The sequence below is a fragment of the Anaerotignum sp. genome (assembly GCF_030625865.1).
Taxonomy (GTDB): Bacteria; Bacillota; Clostridia; order Lachnospirales; family Anaerotignaceae; genus Chakrabartyella.
In genome coordinates this window covers 21,260-42,261 of the sequence record NZ_DAOUQB010000014.1, presented here as the reverse complement: position 1 = coordinate 42,261, position 21,002 = coordinate 21,260, and the positions used below count along the sequence as shown (strand labels likewise).

Below are 21,002 nucleotides of genomic sequence, written 5' to 3'. Positions count from 1 at the left end.
ATGATAGAAAAGTAAATAGATTTGCCTAAAGGAGGTACTGTATATGAGTGACAATTGCGGATGTGGATGCGACCACGAGCATGAAAATGAAGAGATGGGCTTAGAAACAATGTTTTTAACTCTGGATGATGATACAGAATTGGAATGCGGAGTTCTTGGCGTATTTGATGTGGAGGGCATTGCAGGTAAGGAATTTATTGCATTAATGCCATTGGAAGATGAAACAGTATTATTGTATGAATACAAGGAAGTCGGCGACGAAATTGAACTGAATGTAATTGAAGAGGATGAATTGTTTGACAAAGTATCCGCCGCATTCAATGAATTATTTGAAGAAGAAGAGGAATAAAAAATTTGAAACGGGGAGAATATCCCCGTTTTCTGTTTTTATAGGAGGAAAGGGAATGTTTGCGAAAAGAATGACGGCAGTGATGCTGGCGGCAATGCTTGGCACTACCTTGCCTGTTACAGCGTTTGCCGGGTGGCAAGAGGAAAACCCTTTGGTTGCCCATGCGTTGGGGGAGGTTGACGGAAAAATTGAAACCAACGCAAAGGAGGCATTTATAGCCTCCTGGGGGAATGGGTTTCGTGTGTTAGAGGTGGATTTTACATATACATCTGACGGCATTTTGGTTGCCCGCCACGATTTTGAAGAGGATGGTTCCTATTACCGTTTGGAACAGGATGTAAATCAGCCTTTGGTGATGGATAAGAATACATATGAAAACAGCAAAATTATTTATGAACAAACACCTTTAACAGCGGTGGATCTTTTGGGGTTGATGGTGGAATATCCTGATGTATATTTGATAACCGATACAAAGGATACGGACAAGGAGACAGTGCAAAAGCAATTTAACGATTTGAAGAAAATTGCCGAGGCTATGGAACAGCCCCAAGTATTGGAGCGCATCATACCTCAGATATATAACGAGGAAATGTATGACTGGGTAAAAGAAATTTATCCCTTTCAAGAATGGATTTATACCTTATATTTAAATTATTATCCTGATTATCCGGAAATTGCAGATTTCTGCGAAGAAAAAGGAATTGGTACAGTTACCATTGAGTATTCACGTGTTACAAAAGGGGTGTTGGATACGCTCCACGAAAAGGGAATTAAGGTTTATACCCACACCATTAACCGATATAAGCAATTTAAAGAATTACTGGATTTGGGGATTGACGGAATTTATACAGACCGAATCAAGCCTTATGAGTTAAACTGGGTAGGGCGATCTGACAGCCGTAAGGTAGAGAAAAAGACGTTCCGTTTTGGAGAAACGGAGTATACTCTGGATACCCTTGAAATTTTTAATGAGGATTATGTACCACTACGTCAGTTGGCGACCACTGAAAAGAAGTTTTCTACACAATTTGACTGTCAAAACAGGACATTAAATTTACTTTCCGGAAAACAATTTTCTTCTTTGGGAAATGAGATTTTAATAGACCTTAGAGGAAATTTGATTATGAAAAAGGCTGATTTTCGTTTGCTTTTTAACGGAAAGGAAACAAAAATTTATCCTATACTGGTGGATGGAGAAATCTATGTACCTTTAGGTCAGATGACCACACTTTTGGGATTTGATGCAGAAACGATTTCCTTGACAGAGGGGTAAAATCGTGCTATTTTGTAAATAAATCGAATCATGAATTTGCTGGGGGTGCCATCATGGCTGAGAATCAAGCAACAACTTGTTACCCTTTCTACCTGATCTGGATTATACCAGCGTAGGGAAGCGCATTACTTCACAAACGGGGCACAGCAAACGAGGGATCGTAGCTGTGCTTTTTTTCAATAAAGTTATTACTTTCTGAGAAGCTTTGATGTTTTGCAACAGCGAGAATGCTAGTTCACTGTTGCGATATTTTTATTGTTAAATTTAAAACAAAAATATTTTAATTTTTTGGAGGTTGATACAATGAAGCACGTTTTAACCATAGCCGGTTCTGATACCTGTGGCGGCGCAGGCATTCAGGCGGATATAAAAACTTTTTCCGCCCATGGTACATACGGTATGAGTGTCATTACTGCGGTAACGGTGCAAAATACCCAAGGAGTTTTTGGCTGTCAGGATATTTCTCCTGAAATTATCCGTGGGCAGATTGACGCAATTTTCTCTGATATTCAAGTAAGTGCGGTGAAGGTTGGAATGGTTTCCCAAATTGAGACGATTCATGCCATTGCAGACAAACTGGAGGAATACCATGCATCCAACATTGTGGTTGATCCCGTTATGATTTCAAAAAGCGGTTTTGATCTGATGCAGCCGGATGCAAAGGATACACTGATTCGGCGATTGATTCCTCTGGCATTTGTTGTAACGCCAAATTTGCCTGAGGCAGAGGTCATTACAGGTATGAAAATCAATGATTTGCCTTCTATGGAACAGGCGGCAAGAAAAATCTATGAAATGGGTGCGAAAAACGTATTGATTAAGGGTGGGCATTTGGAAAACGATGCAACAGACCTATTGTTTGACGGGGAGAAAGTGATTCCTCTGCATTCCCACCGCATTGAGACGAAGAATACCCACGGAACCGGATGCACCCTATCCTCTGCCATAGCGGCAAATCTTGCCAAGGGAAAGTCTGTGGAAGAGGCGGTACGCATTGCCAAGGATTATATTACGGTAGCCATTGAGCATAGCCTGGAAATTGGCAAGGGTGTAGGTCCTACAAACCACTTCTACGAGCTTTATAATAAAGCAGGAATTTGGGAAGAAGTGAAAGACTGAAAAATAGCAAGAGATAAAAGCGGTAGAGCATGTCTGCCGTTTTTTTGTTGTTCTATATCCATAAAGGGAAAGTATTCATTCGGATTAGGGGCGTTGCATCCTAAGGGGTAAATTATAGAAAAGTAGCATGATATTCAGTACCAACTTATGTATTAAAGGAATTTTCATTGTTTTTTTCCCCATAGAGTAATATAATAAAAAGCGATTCTGACGAATTTTGTAGAGAGGACGATACTCCCTTATGGATAAAAAATTATGGAGATTATATTTTAAGACATTATTGCTTACGTTACTTGGATTGTGTGGGGTGCTTGCAATATTGTACGGAATTTTTATGTATATGGTAGGAGGATTAAATCGTCAAACGGTTGATGAAGATTCTCTTTCGGTAAATGAGGAACTTGGTGTTTATGGAAGCCAAGGGATTATGAACATTGCCTTATTTGGGATTGACTCCCAAAATGAGGAAAACAAGGGGCGTTCTGATGCCATTATGATTGCTTCGGTAAATCAGAAAACAGGGAAAATAAAGTTGATTTCTATAGCCAGAGATACTTATGTAGACATACCGGAGCATGGAAAAACAAAAATTAATCATGCGTATGCTTATGGAAGTGCTGAACTGGCAATTCAAACAATCAATGAAAATTTCGATCTAAACATTAAAGACTATGCTACGGTGAATTTTGATTCTTTGGCGGATGTAATTGATGAAATGGGCGGCGTTGAACTGGAGGTTACTGAGGCGGAACGGCAGCAAATAAACAATTATCTTTTAAAAGGTGAAAAACTCCGAGAATCCGGGTTGGTGCATCTAACGGGGCCTCAGGCGGTGAGTTATTCTCGTATCAGAAAAATTGACGGGGATGTGCAAAGAGGGGAGCGGCAGAGGAAGGTTTTGGAATGTTTATTCCAAAAAGCTTTAGGAATTAACCCTTTACTGTATCCTTCCTATGTCAGAAAATTCTCTCCCTTGGTGGAAACATCTTTAAGCAATGATGAGATTTTAAAATTAGCCTCAGTGGGCGTGAAGAGTGGTCTTTCACTGGAACAGGCAGGGTTGCCCAATGATAATATTCAGTCCCACGGCGAGAGAATTAATGGTGTATGGTATTTTGTGTATGATATCGATGAAGCGGCAGATATGATTGAAGAATTCATTTACCATGATATTCCTTTCGACCAGTATGGAAAGGATGAAGAGGCGACGGAAACACAGGCAGAATGAAAATTGTGAATAAGTTATGAATATAATGAAGAAAAAACTTGAAAACGAACAGCAAAAAAACGATTACTCGTTTTAAAAAAGGATTGTTTGATTATAGATATTTGAATAAATGCACAAAAAAAAGAAGATTTTTTATATAAAGTGCTGAGACGAAGTGATATATATTCCGAAAATAAAAATGAGTTTTCATTGACAAACGGAAAGAAATTTGTATAATGAGGATAACTTAACTATATTGAAAAAGGCTGAGAAAAGAAGAGTACATCTTAGATGGTTTTACAGAGAACCTCCTATGAAGCTGAGAGGGAGGGAATTCAGAAAAGATGGAAGATGGTCTTGGAGCTGCGTACCGAGAGGTTTTTCCTTTAGGCTGCGACGGGAGCGCCCGTGATAGCGACGGAGTATCGGTAAATGATGTTACCCGTACTTGCAGAGGCTATAGCTGTGAGGCTATGGTAAATTAGGGTGGTATCACGAAGCGTATGCTCTCGTCCCTTAGACAGAAATGTCTTGGGGATGAGGGCTTTTTTTATTTATTTTAAGCAAAGCCTGTGTCAGGTTTGGATAAATATTTTCAGCTGGTGTTACATTACTAAAAAAGAATAGTTCATTGAAAGAAAATAATGGGTACAACTTAGATTTTTTTCTAGTGTCGTATAAAAGGAAAAGAGGGTAAGGGTATGGATAAAAAAGAAATAATGATACATTTAGAAGGTATATCAAAAAGCTTTCCTCAAAAAAGAGGGTCTTTAGAGGTATTAAAGAATATTGATGTGCAAATTGAAAAAGGAGAGGTTTTTGGAATTATTGGCATGAGCGGTGCGGGAAAGAGTACGTTAGTGCGGTGTATTAACCTATTGGAAAGACCAACAGAGGGGCGTGTTTACCTGGATGGAACAGAGTTAACCTGCTTGGCAGAAAAAGAGTTGCGGGAACAGCGCCATTCTATGGGAATGATTTTTCAGCAGTTTCATTTGTTAATGCAAAGAACAGCGTTGGAAAATGTTTGTTTTCCTTTAGAAATTTCCGGTGTGCAGAAAGATCAAGTTAAGGCAAGAGCCAAGGAATTGCTGGAGCTGGTTGGTTTGGGCGATAGATTAGGGGCATATCCTTCCCAGCTTTCCGGTGGGCAGAAGCAAAGGGTTGCCATTGCCAGAGCGTTGGCTACGGAACCAAAGGTGCTTCTTTGTGACGAGGCCACCAGTGCCTTAGACCCAAATACCACCGCGGGCGTTTTAAGACTTTTAAAGGATATTAATGAGCGATTGGGAATTACCATTGTTGTGATTACCCATGAAATGAGCGTAATCCGAGAAATTTGCAATCGTGTTGCAATTATTGATGGGGGACAGATTGCAGAAATAGGAGGCGTGGAGGAAATTTTCCGGGCACCAAAAACCAAGGCAGGCAGAGAACTGGTGTATCACGAGGGAACAAACAGAGAGGCCATTGAAGGCCCTATTGCACACTGCTACCGTGTGGTATTCAGAGGCGGGATATCCGGAGAGCCTATTTTAGGTGGGATGATGCTGGAATGCAATGCCGTTGCAAACATCCTTTCTGGGAATACCCGTATGATTGACGGCAGGGTATATGGACAAATGATGATTCAATTGTCAGAAGATAAAGAAACAAGAGAAAAGATGTTGGCGTACTTAAAAGAAAGAGACGTTGAGGTAGAGGAGGTTTACTATGTTTAAGGAGGGATTGCTTGCCTTAGTTGGCGTAGCATTTTGGGAAAGTATTTATATGACAATTATATCTACTTTTATTGCATACATCATTGGGTTGCCAATGGGGCTGATCTTAGTTATGACGGACAAGGAAGGTGTTCGGCCTATGCCTATCGTTCATCAAACTTTGGGTATTATCATTAATATTGTTCGTTCTGTCCCATTTTTAATTTTGATGTTGACAATTATGCCTTTTACAAAATTGGCTGTGGGTACAACAATCGGGCCCAAGGCCGCCATTGTTGGGCTTTTGGTGGCAGCAGCCCCCTTTATTGCAAGATTGGTGGAGTCATCTTTAAAAGAAGTAGAAAAAGGTGTAGTTGAGGCGGCGCAATCCATGGGAGCTTCTCCTCTTCAAATTTTGATAAAGGTTTTGATGCCGGAAGCAAAGCCATCTTTATTGGTTGGCAGTGCCATTGCGGTAACAACGATTTTAGGCTATTCTGCTATGGCCGGATTTATCGGTGGTGGTGGTTTAGGGGCAGTTGCTATCAATTACGGATATCATCGTGGACAGACGGACATTATGTATATCATGGTAGTTTTACTTGTTATTATCGTACAAATTTTGCAGGAATTAGGAATGCAGATTGCCAAGAGAACGGATAAACGTTTGTAAACCTAGCCAAGGGTTTCAAAATAAAGAAAGAATGAAAAAAAGGAAAATAAGGAGGAATTGTATTATGAAGAAGTTTTTTGCACTATTATTGACAGGTGCTTTAGCACTGGGGGTTGCCGGTTGCGGCAGCAAAACAGATAAAGCGGCAGACGCAAACGATGCTGCCAATGCGGCTACAGAGACAGAAGCCATTACATTAAAAATTGGCGCTTCTCCTACACCTCATGCAGAAATTTTAAATGCTGCTAAGGAAGAATTGGCTGCAAAGGGTATTAACTTGGAAGTTGTTGAGTTTACGGATTACGTTCAGCCAAACCTGGCTTTGGACAACGGCGATTTGGATGCTAACTATTTCCAGCACTTACCTTATCTTGATTCCTTTAATGAGGAACATGGCACAAACCTTGTAAGCTTAGGAACGGTGCATTACGAACCCATGGGTATTTACAGTAAAAGTGTAACAGATTTAGCAGATTTGCCTGATGGAGCAAAGGTTGGTATTCCTGCGGACGGCACCAACGGCGGTCGTGCTTTATTATTGCTGGAGTCCAATGGTTTGATTACATTGGATCCTGAAGCAGGTATTTCTGCAACAAAGCTTGATATTAAGGAAAATCCTAAGAATATTGAAATCATTGAGATGGAAGCAGCACAGTTGCCTTTATCCATTGGAGATTTGGATATCGCAGTTATCAATGGCAATTATGCAATGCAGAATGGCTTGAAGACTGAGGATGCATTGGCAATTGAAGCAGCAGATTCCTTGGCAGCAACAACGTATGCAAATATTATTGCAGTAAGAAGTGGGGATGAAACAAGACCTGAGTTGGTTACTTTGCTTGAGGTGTTAAACAGCCAGACCGTAGCAGATTATATCAACAACACTTATGGGGGTGCCGTTGCGCCTACAACGAAGAACTAAGCAGAAGTATTCTATTATGAGGTGATATGATGGAAGTGACCTTTATTGAACCTACAGAGGCATATATTATTTCTTATAGCGAAGCACTAGACGCCGTAGCTAGAGAAAAAATTTATTTGGCGAAACTGGAGGGATTTCCTATAGAAGAGACAATCCCCTTTATGAGGAATTCCATCCAGAAGAAAATACCCTTTCTTTTGGCTGTTAATACAGATACAAATCAAGTTGTTGGATGGTGCGATGCGCAACCCAAGGCAGAGGAAATAGGTTATCTTGGGCTTGGAGTACTGAAGGATTATCGTGGCAAGGGAATCGGCAAACGTTTGGTTCGGGCGATATTGGAACATGGAAAAAAGTTTGGATATCAGCGAATTGATCTTGAGGTTCGTGGCAGTAACGAGAGAGCCATTGGATTATATCTAAGCATGGGGTTTTCGGAAGTAGGTACAGTGAAAAATGGCCTTACCATTGGTAATATCACAGATGATGTGATTCAAATGACAATAAAATTATAAAAAGTGACAAAAAACGTTCCATTTTCAAAAGAAATGGAACGTTTTTTTATCATGAATTTTGTATGATTAAGTTGGTAGTATCATAGGTTACTTTTGCATGGTTTTTTTGCAATAATTCTTTTTCGATACAAACATTGGTATTTGCATTTATCGTTTCGCGGTAAATGGTACCATTGCGGTATATACCATCCTCTTCTTTGGAAAAAAATTCATGTTCCGTATATATGTGATATACATAGGATTGGTTTTCATCTGCTCTCAATTCTCCACAAAGATCTTCTTCGGTTTGATAAATAAAAATTTGGTATGTAGCAGATGTATTGTTTTTAAATCGATAGTCAAAATAATTATAGACGATGGAGGTACCTATGCCAAAAGGGACTTGCCGCTTAAAATCGGGGAACAAATCCAGTTGATCATGGTGATGCCGCTCTGTAACCGTTAGGGGTGTATGCAGAACCATCCAATGAATAAGATTTGTAAGCTGACACATCCCACCGCCAATATCTTTTGATGGGCTGCCCATTTTAATAGAAAGCCCTGCTTTATACCCTTTTGCTATGGAGGTATTGCCAACTAGTTTCCAGAATGAAAAAGTTTCACCGGGGCCAATCAGTATGCCATTTACCAGAGGTACAGCCAGGGAAAGGTTAGAAACCTTATTTTCCTGAAGTGCTTTATCTACATTTCCCAGTTTTCGACGCATCAAAGAAGTGTGGGAAAATATTTTATAGGGCAAATCTACAGGGGACTTTGTTTTTGCAAACTTTTCTTTACTTATAATATTTTTCAAATGTCGCACCACAACACACTTTCCCCTTGAAATTTTATAAGTTAGAGGAGATATTTCACAAAACAATCTTCGTCCCACAATGGATGCACCTCATTTCACTGATTATTTTTTACCGGTGGAGCCAATGCCTCCCCTGTTTTTATTACTTAAGTTATCCGTTTCCTCAAAGGCGATAGCAGGTTGATGCTCAAAAATACGGAATTGGCAGATACGATCGTTTTCCTCGATTACGGTATCTTTCATTGCCAAAGCGGGGAAAAACCATTGATCGTTATTGCCGCAATAGCTTTCATCCACAATGCCGCAGTGGTTTGTTTGGATCACTCCGAAATTTTTAAAGGTGGAACTTCTAGGAACAATATGGGCTTCAAAGCCTTTGGGCAACTCCATTGCAATGCCCAAGGGAATGAGGCGAAATTCTCCCTGCTTCAATTCTATTCTTTCTGCTGCCCTGAGGTCAATCCAGTCAGATTTACCATCTATATAGCGGAGCTTTTCGATTTTGTCACTGAGGTATTTGATTCTAATGGTTTCCATAATTTTTCCTTTCTGTTACTCTGCATGATAAAGATAGAGGGAGTTATTTTTTATTGATTTTTGTACATCTATAATTCTTTGGTTAAAGCTTCCTTTCCAATGAAGCTTTGGATCTTTCAAATCTTCTACGAAACGACCGTCCACCAAAACATCAATATATTCCATTACCGGCAATGCACTGATTTCTTCCCAACGGTAACCGGTATACAACCAAGTGTTTTTATGAGGGAAGCGCGCTTTTATCAGTTTTGCCAACGCTGTCACATCTTTTCTGTTTCCCAAATACAGGGGGTCACCGCCGCTAAAGGTGATTCCGCTGATGTAATCGTGATTTAAGGCTTCAAAAAGCTCATCTTGTGCTGCCGTATCAAAGACAATCCCTCCGTTGGGGTCCCAAGTGATGGGGTTATGGCAGCCCTTGCAACCATGGTCACAGCCAGAAACCCAAAGTACAATACGAAGGCCTTCGCCATTTAGCATGTCATCCTTTGTTATATTATGATAACGCATAAGTTACATACTCTTCCTTTCTGCGATTTCTGCCATTTTTGCTTCATTAAGACGGGTATCACCTTTTACTCTGGAGTAGGAAAGATAGCCGTTCATACGGTCGATTTTTGTTAAGTTATGACTTCCGCATTTGGGGCAAACCTCCATTTCCAATTCCTGATGACCACAATCGTCACAATATGCCAAGGAAAGATTTACGCCTTCATAAAAGCCCATTTTCATGGCACGACGTATCAGCGTGCGAATGGCATCTAAATTATATTCAATGGGATATTTCACATACTGAATTTTTCCGCCATTAAATAAATCCCAAAAACGATTTTCCAGATTTTGCTTCTCAATGGGAGTGAGTTCTTCCGTTACATGGCAATGGAAGCTGTTGCTGATATAGGGTCTGTCAGAAACATGTTCAATGACACCGTATTTTTTACGGAATTGTGTTACCTGCAAGCCGCAAAGGCTTTCGGCTGGGGTTCCGTAAATGGCATAAAGATTACCGTCCTCCACTTTAAACTGCGCAATTTTTTCGTTAATATGGGCCAATGTATCAATGGCAAACTGACCGTCTTCCACTAAGGATTTGCCATTATACAGCTCTTGAAGCTCATTTAAAGCAGTTATACCAAAGGAGGCAGTTGCAGCTTTCAAAAGAGGTTTAATTTTATCGTGCAGGTTTAATTGACCGCCGTAAAAACCGCCTTCACAATACGCCAAGGGGTTGGTTGAGGCACGCATTTCTCCTAAATAGGCATAGGTGCGGATATGGAGATTACGAATTAATTCCAAATAATAGTCTAAAACTTCATAAAAAGGTTTGCTTTCCTGTTTTGCTTTTGCATAAATCATGGGTAAGTGCAGGCTGACAGCCCCGATATTGAAACGTCCCACAAAAACAGGCTTATCCTGTGCATCAGCAGGCTCCATGCCCCCTCGTTCAAACCAAGGGGATAAAAAGGCACGGCAACCCATAGGACTGATAATTCTGCCGTATTTTTTATATATATCTGCTACATAGCCGTCTCCGGTCAGGCTCAACCAATCTGGGTACATGCTTTTTGAAGAACAAAGGATGCCCGCTTCAAAAACATCTTCCAATTCTTTACCTTTTCCATGGAGGTTTTCATCATAGAGAAATACCAGTTTAGGGAAAAGGACGGGTTTTTTGCAGTTTTTCTTGCCCTGTCCCTTGCGGCGGACATTGAGCATGGTAATAGACGCTAATTTTGCAAATTTACCCATACCTGTGCCGAAGGTCATGGTAATAAAGGGGTAATCGCCACGGCTGGAGGCAACGGTATTGAACTTATATTCCCAGCCTTGAAAGCCTTGTTCAAAGTCATTCAAAATATCTGCCATGGCTTCACGGTCGGCCACTTTTGGAGTCAGGCCGATATCAATATAACGGCGATAGAATTTTTCATAGCTTTTTTCTGCATAAGGCTCTAAAAGCAGGTCAACGGATGGCACCGTAAAACCGCCATATTGTTGGCTGGCAGCGGAGAGAACAATATCGCCGATAACGTCAAAGGCAACATTTAAGGTTTTTGGCTCGTTATACCAAAGGTTGCCCATTTCAAAACCGTCCTCCAGCACGGCTTTTACATCAAAAAGACAGCAATTCATGGTATCTCTGCGGGCGGACATATCATGAACATAAATATAGCCGTCACGACAAGCCTGCAATTCTTCTGTGGTCATAAAGAATTTTTGATATAGTTCTTTATTGAGCTGGTTGAAAACAAGGCTTCGTTTTGTGGAAACCAAAGCACTATCGGTATTGCTGTTTTCTTTATCTCCAATATACATTATGGATTGGCTCTTTTTATAAACCTCATCCAGCATTTTCACAAAGTCTTGTTTATAGTTACGATAATCTCGATAACTTTTTGCAACCTCAGGCTTTACTTGCTCCAAAGCGGATTCCACGATATTATGCATCTCGGCAATGGGGATGCCTTCCTTGCCCAAGGAATAGGCCTTTTCCTCGACGTATTTGCACAAAAAGTCCAGTTCTTTTTGGGTAAATTTTACCAAGGCACGGTAAGCGGATTTATTGACTGCGATGACTACTTTCTGAACATTCCAGGGTTCATGGGTATTGTCTTTTTTTATTACATACATAAGATTTTCTCCTCCTTTATAGACAAAGGCTATATTAAAAATGGGATAAGATTGGGTGGACTCCCTTTTTATCGCTGACTATAAATTTAGCACATATTGTGTTATTTTTCAATATAAAATGAAAAAAATACTATATGTTGTTTCGTCATTTTTTGCAAAGAGCCTGATTTACGGCGTTTTTCCAGGCATTGTATTTTAATTCTGATGCTTCCTTTGTGATTTGAGGAGAGTAAACACGAGATATTTGCCAGTTTCTTCTGATTTCCGTGAGATTTTTCCAATATCCAACGGCAAGCCCTGCCAAATACGCGGCGCCCAAAGCTGTGGTTTCCAAGGTGGAGGGGCGCAAAACGGGAACGCCTGTAATATCTGATTGAAATTGCAGTAAAAAGGCATTTGCGGCGGCACCGCCATCTACCCGAAGTTCTGCCAGGGGAAGTTCTGCATCCTGCTCCATGGCGTGAAGCACATCATAGGTTTGGTATGCCATGGATTCCACAGCGGCCCGTACAATATGGGCACGATTTGCCCCTCTGGTCAAGCCTGTTAATATGCCTCTGGCATAGGGATCCCAGTAGGGCGCCCCCAACCCTGTAAAAGCAGGAACCAAATAAACACCGCAGGTATCTTCTACCGAACGGCAAAGGCCCTCTGTTTCCGCTGCCGAGGATATCATTTTTAATTCATCTCGCAGCCATTGAATTGCTGCACCGGCAACAAAGACAGAACCTTCCAAGGCATAGGTGATTTTATTATCCATACCCCAGGCGATGGTGGTGAGTAAGCCATTTTTCGATTTAACGGGCGTATCTCCTGTATTCATCAGTAAAAAGCAACCTGTTCCATAAGTGTTTTTTGCGGTGCCGGGGGAATAACAGGCTTGTCCGAATAATGCCGCCTGTTGGTCACCGGCAACGCCGGCAATAGGGATAGGGGTACCCAAGAGGGCGGGAAGGGTATGGCCTAAAATTCCTGAAGAGGGAACAACTTTTGGCAGGATATTTTGAGGGATTTCTAACAAATCCAATATTTCCTTATCCCAGGTAAGGGTGTGTATATTAAAAAGCATGGTTCGAGAGGCATTGGAATAATCGGTTGCATGAACTTGTCCTCCTGTTAGGTTCCAAATCAGCCATGTATCTATGGTACCGAAAAGCAAGTTTCCCTTGGATGCCAATTCCTTTGCGCCGGAAACGTTCTCCAGAATCCATTTGATTTTTGTTGCGGAGAAATAAGCGTCGATTAAAAGACCTGTTTTTTCACGGAAAAAATTTGTATAACCCTGCTCTTTTAATTTGTCGCAAAAAGGGGCGGTACGGCGGCACTGCCAAACGATTCCATTATATAGAGGTCGTCCGTTGCGCTTGTCCCACAAGATGGTAGTTTCTCTTTGGTTGGTAATGCCGATGGCATGAATATCTTCTGCGGAGATGCCCATTTTTTCGGTGACTTCTCTGGCAGTTTCTAATTGTGTTTGCCAAATTTCCATGGGGTCATGCTCTACCCAACCTTGATGAGGATAGAACTGAGTAAATTCTTTTTGAGCCGTACAAACTGCCTGACCCTGTTGATTAAATAAAATGGAGCGGGAGCTGGTAGTACCTTGATCCAGAGAGAGGATATATTTCATATAAAGCCTCCTTTTTTGGCAGAAAAACCCCGTTCCAAAAAAGGACAGGGTTATTTTTACTTACATAAAGGGATTTGAGCTTCTTTCGATTCCTAAGGTTGTGGAGGGACCATGACCAGGATATACAGTATAATCCCCCGGAAGGTCTCTCAGTCGTTTTAAAGAGGATAAAATGGTAGACCAATCTCCCGTTGGCAAATCTGTTCTGCCGCAGGAGCCTTGAAATAGAGTATCTCCTGAAAAAATAGTATCTTCAAAAATATAGCAAAGACTTCCTTCTGTATGTCCGGGAGTAAAGAGAACTTGAAACTTCATTTCTCCTACAGTTATGCTGTCGCCGTCGGACACAAATTCATCAGGGAGTACGGTCATTGCGCCGCCAGAGAAAATGGAGCAGTTTGCAGCGGGGTCGGTCAAAACACGAATTTCATCCTTTCCTGCAACAACCTTACAGCCATACTGTTCCTTCACTGCTTTTACGGCACCAATATGGTCATAATGGCCATGGGTAAGCAGGATATGGGTGGGTTTCAGGTTATGTTCGGAGATATAGAAAAACATTGGCCTAGGGTCTCCATCACAGTCGATGATTGCAGCATTGCCTGCATCATCGGAAACTACATAGCAGTTTGTCCCGATTGAGCCCATTGGAAGAACTTTAATTTTCATGGGAGAGCCTCCTTTATCATTAGGTTTTAAAACTTTAGTATTTATCTTTATAGATTATAGCAGAACGAAAAGGGTTCGCCAAGGAGAAAAAGCAGATTAACCAGGAAAGTAATTTAACATCGCCCGTTCATTGTCCAAGAAAGGTGGACAGAGAAGCCCTTACGGTCTTAATCTGCCCAATTATTCAAAAAAGGTACTGCAAATTTGCAGTACCTTTGAAGTGCACATATTATGTAAATTATTTATTTTTCAAATAATCATCAATGGCTGTGGCTGCTTTTTTACCTGCACCCATTGCGAGGATTACCGTTGCGGCGCCGGTTACGGCATCGCCGCCGGCATATACGCCTTCTCTTGTTGTCTGATTTGTTTCTTCATTGACAACCAAACAACCTTTTCTGTTTGATTCCAGGCCCTTTGTGGTGCTTCTGATCAGAGGGTTGGGAGAAGTTCCGATGGACATAACTACGGTATCTACATCAATGATATAGTTGGAGCCTTCTATGGCAACGGGGCGTCTTCTGCCGCTGGCATCAGGTTCCCCTAATTCCATTTTCAAGCACTCAATTCCGTTTACCTGTCCTTTTCCGTTATTGAGAATCTGAACAGGGTTACGAAGAAGGTGGAACTCAATACCTTCCTCTTTTGCGTGATGTACTTCCTCTAAACGTGCGGGCATTTCGGCTTCTGAACGACGATATACAATATAAACGTGTTCTGCACCTAGGCGTTTTGCACATCTTGCGGCATCCATGGCAACATTACCGCCGCCTACTACGGCAACAGCTTTGCTATTGCGGATGGGGGTATCATAATCTGATTCATAAGCTTTCATCAGATTGATTCTGGTTAAATATTCATTTGCAGAGTATACGCCTACCAATGCTTCCCCGGGGATATTCATAAAGGAGGGAAGCCCAGCGCCAGTACCGATAAATACAGCTTCAAAGCCCATTTCTTCAATGATTTCATCAATGGAGAGAACTTTACCGATAACCATATTTGTCATGAATTTTACGCCCAAAGCTGCAAGGGTATCAATTTCTTTTTGCACAATACCCTTTGGCAGACGAAATTCAGGAATGCCATATACCAAAACACCGCCTGCTTTATGGAAGGCTTCAAATACGGTTACTTCGTAACCTGCCTTTGCCAAATCTCCCGCACAGGCAAGGCTGGAAGGACCAGAGCCAACGACTGCGACTTTTTTGCCGTTGGGTGCAGGTTTTTCAGGGGTTTCATTGCAATTTGCCATATACCAATCGGCAACAAAACGTTCCAAACGACCGATGGCAACTGCTTCACCTTTGATTCCGCGAACACATTTTGCTTCGCACTGGCTTTCTTGAGGACAAACACGACCGCAAACAGCAGGCAAAGAATTAGTGGAAGTGATAACTTTATATGCTGCTAAAAAGTCACCCTTGGCAACCTCTGCAATAAACTCAGGAATACGAACGTTTACGGGACATCCTTCTATACAGGGTTTATGTTTACAGTTTAGGCAACGAGTTGCTTCTTCCACTGCCATTTCGGCGGTATAGCCCAGTGCTACTTCTTTAAAGTTTTTATTTCTGATATCAGGTGCCTGTTCAGGCATTTTAATTTTTTCTAAACTCATGTTAGCCATGACTCATACTCCCCCTTTAATGAATTAAATCCTTTGCCAGTTTGTCCATACGACAAACATGGTCTTTGGAAATTTCTGCTTCTCTTTCTTTATAAATAGAGTTGCGGTTCATCAGCTCATCAAAATCTACCTGGTGACCATCAAAATCAGGGCCATCAACACAGGCAAACTTAATTTCGCCGCCAACGGTAACGCGGCAACCGCCGCACATTCCGGTACCGTCGATCATAATGGGGTTAAGGCTAACGATTGTTTTAATACCATATGGCTTCGTGGTCAGGCTGACAAATTTCATCATAGGGATAGGCCCAATGGCAATTACTGTATCATATTGATTTCCGGCATCAATCAAAGATTTTAATTTATCGGTAACAAATCCTTTTTCTGCTTTTGAGCCGTCATCGGTCATAAGATAATAGTTTGTGGATACGGCTTTCATTTCATCTTCTAAAATAACAATATCCTTGTTACGGAATCCGGCAATTACATCCACTTCAACGCCCAATGCTTGAAGGGCTTTTGCTTGAGGAAAAGCTATGGCACAGCCAACACCGCCGCCTACAACGGCAACTTTTTTCATCCCCTCATACTCCGTTGGAGTACCTAAAGGACCGACAAAATCTGAGATGGTGTCGCCGATTTCTTTCGAAGCAAGAAGGTTTGTGGAAAAACCAACTTTTTGGAAAATGATTGTGACAGTACCTTTTTCTCTGTTATAATCAGCAATGGTTAGGGGAACCCTTTCACTGTATTCATCAACGCGAAAAATAATAAACTGTCCGGCTTGCGCTTTTTTTGCAACAAAAGGAGCTTCGATTTCTAAAAGAGTCACTGCACTGTTTAGCTCTCTTTTATCTACAATTTGAAACATGAGGCAAACTTCCTTTCTCTTTTTGGATTTTTTTTTCGCCGCTTTTCATTCACGACATTTTTTGATAAAATTATAGTATCAATAATATCACAAAAAGAGAAGGGACAAAAGCCTAAAAATGCTGTTTTTATAGAGCATTATTAACAAAAAGTTTGATTATTTTTTGGGAGAAAAACCCAAGTGTAGCTTATATAAGACAGAATGGAGGTATTTATTTTGAATAAAAGGTATAATTTGGATGACTTGGTAAAAATTATAAAAAGATTGCGTGGAGAGGGCGGTTGTCCTTGGGATAGAGTACAAACCCACGCGTCTTTAAGGGAGGCAATGCTGGAGGAAGCATATGAGGCGGTGGATGCCATTGAGCGGAAGGATACAGAGAACTTGAAAGAGGAGTTAGGCGATGTATTGATGCAAGTGGTTTTTCATGCAGAGATCGAGGAGGATGCAGGAAAGTTTACCATAGAGGATGTTATTGAAGGCATCTGTAAAAAAATGGTGTTTCGTCATCCCCATGTTTTTGGCGAAATAAAAGTTGATACTGCGGATGAGGTTCTTGTGAACTGGGAAATGCTGAAAAAAGAAGAAAAACAGATTACAACACAGAGTCAGGCAATGAAACAAATCCCTATGGCGTTACCTGCATTACTCCGAGCGAAGAAGGTGCAGAAAAAGGCCGCGAGCGTAGGTTTTGACTTTAACGATGTGGGTGCAGCCATGGAAAAGGTAAAAGAAGAAATTGAAGAGTTGACAGAGGCGATAACACAAGGTTTGGGCACGGAAGAAGAAGAATATGGGGATATTTTGTTTGCGTTGGTGAATATCTCTCGTTTTTTAAAAATAAATGCTGAGTTTGCCTTGACAAAAGCCACTAAAAAGTTTATAAATAGATTTGAGTATGTTGAGAATTCAGCCCTTTCAGAGGGAAGAAAGCTTTCAGAAATGACTCTGGAAGAAATGGATTTACTTTGGGATGAAGCAAAAACGAAGTTTTTATCTAATCGAAATCCAATTAATTAAAGAACTATATTTGAGGAGGAATTTTTAATGAACAAATCTGATTTGGTAGCAGCTATCGCGGAGAAGGCAGAAATGAGTAAAAAAGATGCTGAAAAGGCGCTGAAAGCTTTTGAGGATGTAGTAACAGAAGAACTTACAAATAATGGTAAGGTTCAGCTGGTGGGATTTGGTACATTTGATGTTGCAGAAAGAGCGGCTCGCGAAGGCAGAAATCCACAGACAGGTATGGCAATGCCTATTCCAGCTTCCAAAGCTCCCAGATTTAAAGCAGGCAAAGCGCTGAAAGATGCAATTAACAAATAATTACCGTTTGCCGATAACGCGCCTTTCGTAAGGAAGGCGCTTTCATTATTTTGCAGATATCTTATATTTTTTGCCATTTTCGGTGGATGGTTAGCCACAGATTTTCAGCAAGTTGGTATAAAAACTTGTCACACAAGACGCTTGGAAAATTTACTTAACGAAAATAGTATTTACTTAATTAATTATAAAATCAAATTCTTCTCAATTTAGATAAGTTCAAAGTATTTTAATTATAAATAAAAATTTTAAATGAACATGAATCATATGATAAAAGTAAGAAGAACGATTTAACCCAAAGGAGGAAGTTCGTTGCGCATTGATAAATTTCTTAAGGTATCCAGAATTATTAAACGCAGAACAATTGCCAACGAGGCTTGTGATGCCGGAAGAGTTATGTTGAATGATAAAGTAGTGAAAGCGGGAGCCGAGGTAAAAGTGGGCGATATTATTGAGGTGCAGTTTGGCAGTAATACTACAAAGATTGAGGTATTGAGTATAAAGGAATCTCCTCGTAAAGAAGATGCAGCTGCAATGTATCGTTCCCTATAAAAACCTTTGAAAATTTTTTCAATGGGAAATTCAGTCTTTTCTGCACAAGAGTGAAATTTAAATGAAAATATTTTTATACGATATAAATTAAAAAAATAAATAATTTGATAAAAACACCTTTTGTTTTGAGCAAAGGGTGTTTTTTAATGCAGTCTAAAAGTTTTGTAACGGACATATATTGTTACCAGACAGAAAAATGCGGGAGGCGGATTTTATGGCAGAGGAAAGAAAACGAAGCAGACATACAGTATCCATGGAGGAGCGAGAGCGCATTCGTATGGGAGGCGTTTTAGAGGTGTTATCCTTTGATGAAGAGGGAGTTATGCTGGAAACCGAATGCGGATTGATGATGATAAAAGGAACAGGATTACATATGGGAAAGCTTGACTTGGATGCCGGAGAAATTACCATGGAGGGATTGTTTGATAGCATTACCTACTCGGATGGAACCTTATCGGAAAAACATTCTTTTTTAGGAAAGTTGTTTCGATAAAAAGGGGAGATTGTAATGATTTTATCTTTGCAGGGGCAGGCGCAATTGTTTTTATTAACGGTATTATTAGGGGGCGGTTTAGGCGTAGTCTATGATTGCTTAAGAATTTTTCGCCATATTATACCCCATAAGCGTCTGTGGGTGCAGATGGAGGACGGGCTTTTTTGGCTTTGTGCAGTGTTTTTTGCCTTTGCTGTAATGCTTGGAGCAAATGACGGTGAAATACGGTTTTTTGCTATTTTAGGAATGTTTGGCGGTATGGGAATTTATTTTTTGACATTGAGCCGTTTGGTGATTGCCATTAGCGACAAAGTGATTTATGTGATGAAAAAAATTCTTTTTTTGTTGTTTACTATCATAATGACGCCGTTTCGGTTGGTTTATTTCGTGATTCGCAGACCATTGGTGAAAGCGGGCTTTTTTTGCGGTAAGTTAAAGAGAAAAGTGTTGCATTCCTGTGGGTTTTATGCAAAAATAAAACTAAACGCAATACGGAGAGACTGGCACATCGCAGTCAGGAAAAAGCAGAAAAGTGGTGACAAACCAAATGGGCAGAAAACGAAAAAGAAACGATGGGCTAAGCCAAAAAAAGTCAAAAAAGACACGAAAGATAGATAAAATATTTATTCGTATTTTTTTGAGCGTTTTTATTTGTGCTGTTGGATTCAGTATTGCGTGCCAAGCAAAGGCCTATGAGCAGATCAAACAGGAGAGGACAGCTGTTGCATCTCAAATTCAAGCGGAACAGGATAAGAAATTAGAGTATGAAAACCGCAAGGAATACTACAACAGTGACAGTTATATAGAGCAGATTGCAAGGGAGCAGTTAGGCATGATAAAGCCCAACGAGGTTTTGTACATAAATAGGGGACAATAAAGAAAATAAAAATGCAAATATAGAAGGAAAAAAGCTTGACATATTATATGGGAGTGGATATAATTGAATGGTCGACTTGTGGCGGAGTAGCTCAGTTGGCTAGAGCATGCGGTTCATACCCGCAGTGTCGGGGGTTCAAATCCCTCCTCCGCTAGTTTCCTTTTTGGGCCCGTTGGTCAAGAGGTCAAGACGCGGCCCTCTCACGGCTGAAACAAGGGTTCGATTCCCTTACGGGTCATATTGACAGTTTAATATCGTTTAAGCATGGAAGTTTAGCTCAGCTGGGAGAGCATCTGCCTTACAAGCAGAGGGTCACAGGTTCGAGCCCTGTAACTTCCATTCTTTTTTTGTCTAAATATCTTTGGAATAATTGTATCGAAACAATGACTTTAATTGTATGGGTACGATTCTACATTTTTTCTGTGGCTATCTGGTGATGATAGGTTAGATGTGGTAACCTTTTTATTAACAGATAGGAGGATGTGGTGCACAATGAAAATGTCAACGAAAGAATTATGTATACAAGGGTTATTGGTTGCGCTGGTTACAGTGAGTACCATGCTATTTCAGATTCCGGTTTCCGCTACCCAAGGCTATATTCATTTGGGGGATAGCATGATATTACTGATTAGTGTGTTTTTTGGTGCAAAGTATGGTATGGTTGCCGGTGGTGTTGGATCCGGTTTGGCGGACATATTAAGCGGCTATGCACACTGGGCACCATTTACCTTCATTATCAAAGCGATTATGGGATATTTAATTGGAAGGGTTGCCTCTTTTTCGGAGAAAAACCAAAAGTTTTTTACCATGCGCAATATGCTGGCATCGTTTTTGGGTGTAATTTGGATGGTATTTGGCTATTTTATTGGTGGTGGTATCTTAAAGAGCAGTTTCGCTGTTGCGGCGGTTTCTATCCCGGAAAATTTAGTTCAGGGATTTGCAGGGCTTGCAATTTTTCTTGTGGTTGGCATTGCATTTCATCGAGCAAAAATTTATAAATTTGTTTTATCACGCTAATTTTACAATAAAAAATTACTTTTCAGGTTGCATGGAAAATATTATGTTGACTTTGGAAGGGAACGAGAGGCTTTGTTGTTTGCTTATTGCGAACAACAAAGCCTTTTTTGTGGAAGTGACTTTTCGATTCTTTTTTATAGGAATTAAGCTTATACTTGTTTATAGAGAACAGGGGGATCCGAAATTTTGCATGATTTGGTAAAAGTATTCAAAAATTCACTATT

General features: G+C 40.6%; 23 protein-coding genes, 3 tRNA genes, 1 riboswitch and 1 other annotated feature. Of the genes, 18 read left to right on the top strand and 8 right to left on the bottom strand.

All coding sequences use genetic code 11. The annotated features are described in order from the left end of the window. Positions 1-43 precede the first annotated feature (43 nt). The 8 genes from P9Q65_RS05850 to P9Q65_RS05815 all read left to right on the top strand — a co-directional run bounded on the left by P9Q65_RS05850 (position 44) and on the right by P9Q65_RS05815 (position 7,758). Entirely contained in the window at positions 44-349 is a 306-nt protein-coding gene (locus P9Q65_RS05850; protein WP_304508431.1) for a DUF1292 domain-containing protein, read from the top strand. Positions 350-404: 55 nt separating this feature from the next. Further along, complete coding sequence (locus tag P9Q65_RS05845; protein ID WP_304508430.1) at positions 405-1,622, top strand: phosphatidylinositol-specific phospholipase C/glycerophosphodiester phosphodiesterase family protein; 1,218 nt, start codon at positions 405-407, stop codon at positions 1,620-1,622. Between the two features lie 31 nt (positions 1,623-1,653). Next, positions 1,654-1,758, top strand: a riboswitch (TPP riboswitch). 167 nt (positions 1,759-1,925) lie between these two features. Continuing rightward, positions 1,926-2,741 carry a bifunctional hydroxymethylpyrimidine kinase/phosphomethylpyrimidine kinase gene (gene thiD, locus P9Q65_RS05840; RefSeq protein WP_304508429.1) on the top strand — a complete coding sequence of 272 codons (816 nt, stop codon included), beginning with the start codon at positions 1,926-1,928 and terminating at the stop codon, positions 2,739-2,741. A gap of 241 nt (positions 2,742-2,982) precedes the next feature. Beyond that, complete coding sequence (locus P9Q65_RS05835; RefSeq protein WP_304508428.1) at positions 2,983-3,969, top strand: LCP family protein; 987 nt, start codon at positions 2,983-2,985, stop codon at positions 3,967-3,969. A gap of 238 nt (positions 3,970-4,207) precedes the next feature. Beyond that, positions 4,208-4,468 (top strand) — a binding site (T-box leader). Positions 4,469-4,649: 181 nt separating this feature from the next. Then, positions 4,650-5,669, top strand: a complete 1,020-nt coding sequence (locus P9Q65_RS05830) for a methionine ABC transporter ATP-binding protein (RefSeq protein ID WP_304508427.1) — start codon at positions 4,650-4,652, stop codon at positions 5,667-5,669. Next, positions 5,662-6,321 (top strand): methionine ABC transporter permease, encoded by a 660-nt coding sequence (locus tag P9Q65_RS05825; protein WP_304508426.1) that lies wholly within the window; start codon positions 5,662-5,664, stop codon positions 6,319-6,321. The genes P9Q65_RS05830 and P9Q65_RS05825 overlap by 8 nt, the downstream gene beginning before the upstream one ends. Before the next feature lie 64 nt (positions 6,322-6,385). Beyond that, a complete protein-coding gene (locus P9Q65_RS05820; RefSeq protein WP_304508425.1) occupies positions 6,386-7,243 on the top strand; it encodes a MetQ/NlpA family ABC transporter substrate-binding protein in 858 nt (285 codons plus the stop codon). Between the two features lie 26 nt (positions 7,244-7,269). After that, positions 7,270-7,758 carry a GNAT family N-acetyltransferase gene (locus P9Q65_RS05815; RefSeq protein WP_304508424.1) on the top strand — a complete coding sequence of 163 codons (489 nt, stop codon included), beginning with the start codon at positions 7,270-7,272 and terminating at the stop codon, positions 7,756-7,758. Positions 7,759-7,807: 49 nt separating this feature from the next. On the opposite strand, the gene P9Q65_RS05810 is transcribed toward P9Q65_RS05815, so the two are convergent. The 8 genes from P9Q65_RS05810 to P9Q65_RS05775 all read right to left on the bottom strand — a co-directional run bounded on the left by P9Q65_RS05810 (position 7,808) and on the right by P9Q65_RS05775 (position 16,519). Then, entirely contained in the window at positions 7,808-8,563 is a 756-nt protein-coding gene (locus P9Q65_RS05810) for a VanW family protein (RefSeq protein WP_304508423.1), read from the bottom strand. A gap of 90 nt (positions 8,564-8,653) precedes the next feature. Then, positions 8,654-9,088, bottom strand: a complete 435-nt coding sequence (locus tag P9Q65_RS05805; RefSeq protein WP_304508422.1) for a dUTP diphosphatase — start codon at positions 9,086-9,088, stop codon at positions 8,654-8,656. Positions 9,089-9,103: 15 nt separating this feature from the next. Then, positions 9,104-9,598, bottom strand: a complete 495-nt coding sequence (nrdG, locus tag P9Q65_RS05800) for an anaerobic ribonucleoside-triphosphate reductase activating protein (RefSeq protein ID WP_304508421.1) — start codon at positions 9,596-9,598, stop codon at positions 9,104-9,106. A gap of 3 nt (positions 9,599-9,601) precedes the next feature. Further along, positions 9,602-11,719 carry an anaerobic ribonucleoside-triphosphate reductase gene (gene nrdD, locus P9Q65_RS05795; protein ID WP_304508420.1) on the bottom strand — a complete coding sequence of 706 codons (2,118 nt, stop codon included), beginning with the start codon at positions 11,717-11,719 and terminating at the stop codon, positions 9,602-9,604. Between the two features lie 145 nt (positions 11,720-11,864). Further along, complete coding sequence (glpK, locus tag P9Q65_RS05790; RefSeq protein ID WP_304508419.1) at positions 11,865-13,349, bottom strand: glycerol kinase GlpK; 1,485 nt, start codon at positions 13,347-13,349, stop codon at positions 11,865-11,867. A 60-nt stretch (positions 13,350-13,409) separates the two neighbouring features. Beyond that, a complete protein-coding gene (locus P9Q65_RS05785) occupies positions 13,410-14,018 on the bottom strand; it encodes an MBL fold metallo-hydrolase (protein WP_304508418.1) in 609 nt (202 codons plus the stop codon). Positions 14,019-14,256: 238 nt separating this feature from the next. Continuing rightward, a complete protein-coding gene (gltA, locus tag P9Q65_RS05780; protein WP_304508417.1) occupies positions 14,257-15,648 on the bottom strand; it encodes an NADPH-dependent glutamate synthase in 1,392 nt (463 codons plus the stop codon). Positions 15,649-15,664: 16 nt separating this feature from the next. Next, on the bottom strand, positions 15,665-16,519 hold the full coding sequence (locus tag P9Q65_RS05775; RefSeq protein WP_304508416.1) for a sulfide/dihydroorotate dehydrogenase-like FAD/NAD-binding protein: 855 nt from the start codon (positions 16,517-16,519) through the stop codon (positions 15,665-15,667). 216 nt (positions 16,520-16,735) lie between these two features. On the opposite strand from P9Q65_RS05775, the gene mazG reads away from it, so the two are divergent. From mazG to P9Q65_RS05725, 10 genes are all read left to right on the top strand, one after another. Next, positions 16,736-17,539, top strand: coding sequence for a nucleoside triphosphate pyrophosphohydrolase (gene mazG / locus P9Q65_RS05770; RefSeq protein ID WP_330695241.1), 804 nt, complete (start codon positions 16,736-16,738; stop codon positions 17,537-17,539). 27 nt (positions 17,540-17,566) lie between these two features. Continuing rightward, the gene (locus P9Q65_RS05765; RefSeq protein ID WP_304508415.1) at positions 17,567-17,842 is read left to right on the top strand and encodes an HU family DNA-binding protein; all 276 of its coding nucleotides are present in this window, start codon (positions 17,567-17,569) and stop codon (positions 17,840-17,842) included. A gap of 309 nt (positions 17,843-18,151) precedes the next feature. Beyond that, the gene (locus tag P9Q65_RS05760) at positions 18,152-18,391 is read left to right on the top strand and encodes an RNA-binding S4 domain-containing protein (protein WP_304508414.1); all 240 of its coding nucleotides are present in this window, start codon (positions 18,152-18,154) and stop codon (positions 18,389-18,391) included. A 214-nt stretch (positions 18,392-18,605) separates the two neighbouring features. Beyond that, positions 18,606-18,884, top strand: a complete 279-nt coding sequence (gene yabP / locus P9Q65_RS05755) for a sporulation protein YabP (protein ID WP_304508413.1) — start codon at positions 18,606-18,608, stop codon at positions 18,882-18,884. Positions 18,885-18,899: 15 nt separating this feature from the next. Continuing rightward, positions 18,900-19,502, top strand: a complete 603-nt coding sequence (yabQ, locus tag P9Q65_RS05750) for a spore cortex biosynthesis protein YabQ (protein WP_304508412.1) — start codon at positions 18,900-18,902, stop codon at positions 19,500-19,502. 19 nt (positions 19,503-19,521) lie between these two features. Next, a complete protein-coding gene (locus P9Q65_RS05745) occupies positions 19,522-19,761 on the top strand; it encodes an FtsB family cell division protein (RefSeq protein ID WP_304508411.1) in 240 nt (79 codons plus the stop codon). An 80-nt stretch (positions 19,762-19,841) separates the two neighbouring features. After that, positions 19,842-19,915 (top strand) — tRNA-Met (locus P9Q65_RS05740). Between the two features lie 12 nt (positions 19,916-19,927). Then, a tRNA-Glu gene (locus P9Q65_RS05735) sits at positions 19,928-19,999 on the top strand. A 28-nt stretch (positions 20,000-20,027) separates the two neighbouring features. Then, positions 20,028-20,100: transfer RNA gene (locus P9Q65_RS05730), tRNA-Val, on the top strand. 153 nt (positions 20,101-20,253) lie between these two features. Continuing rightward, the gene (locus tag P9Q65_RS05725) at positions 20,254-20,778 is read left to right on the top strand and encodes an ECF transporter S component (protein WP_304508410.1); all 525 of its coding nucleotides are present in this window, start codon (positions 20,254-20,256) and stop codon (positions 20,776-20,778) included. Positions 20,779-21,002 lie beyond the last annotated feature (224 nt).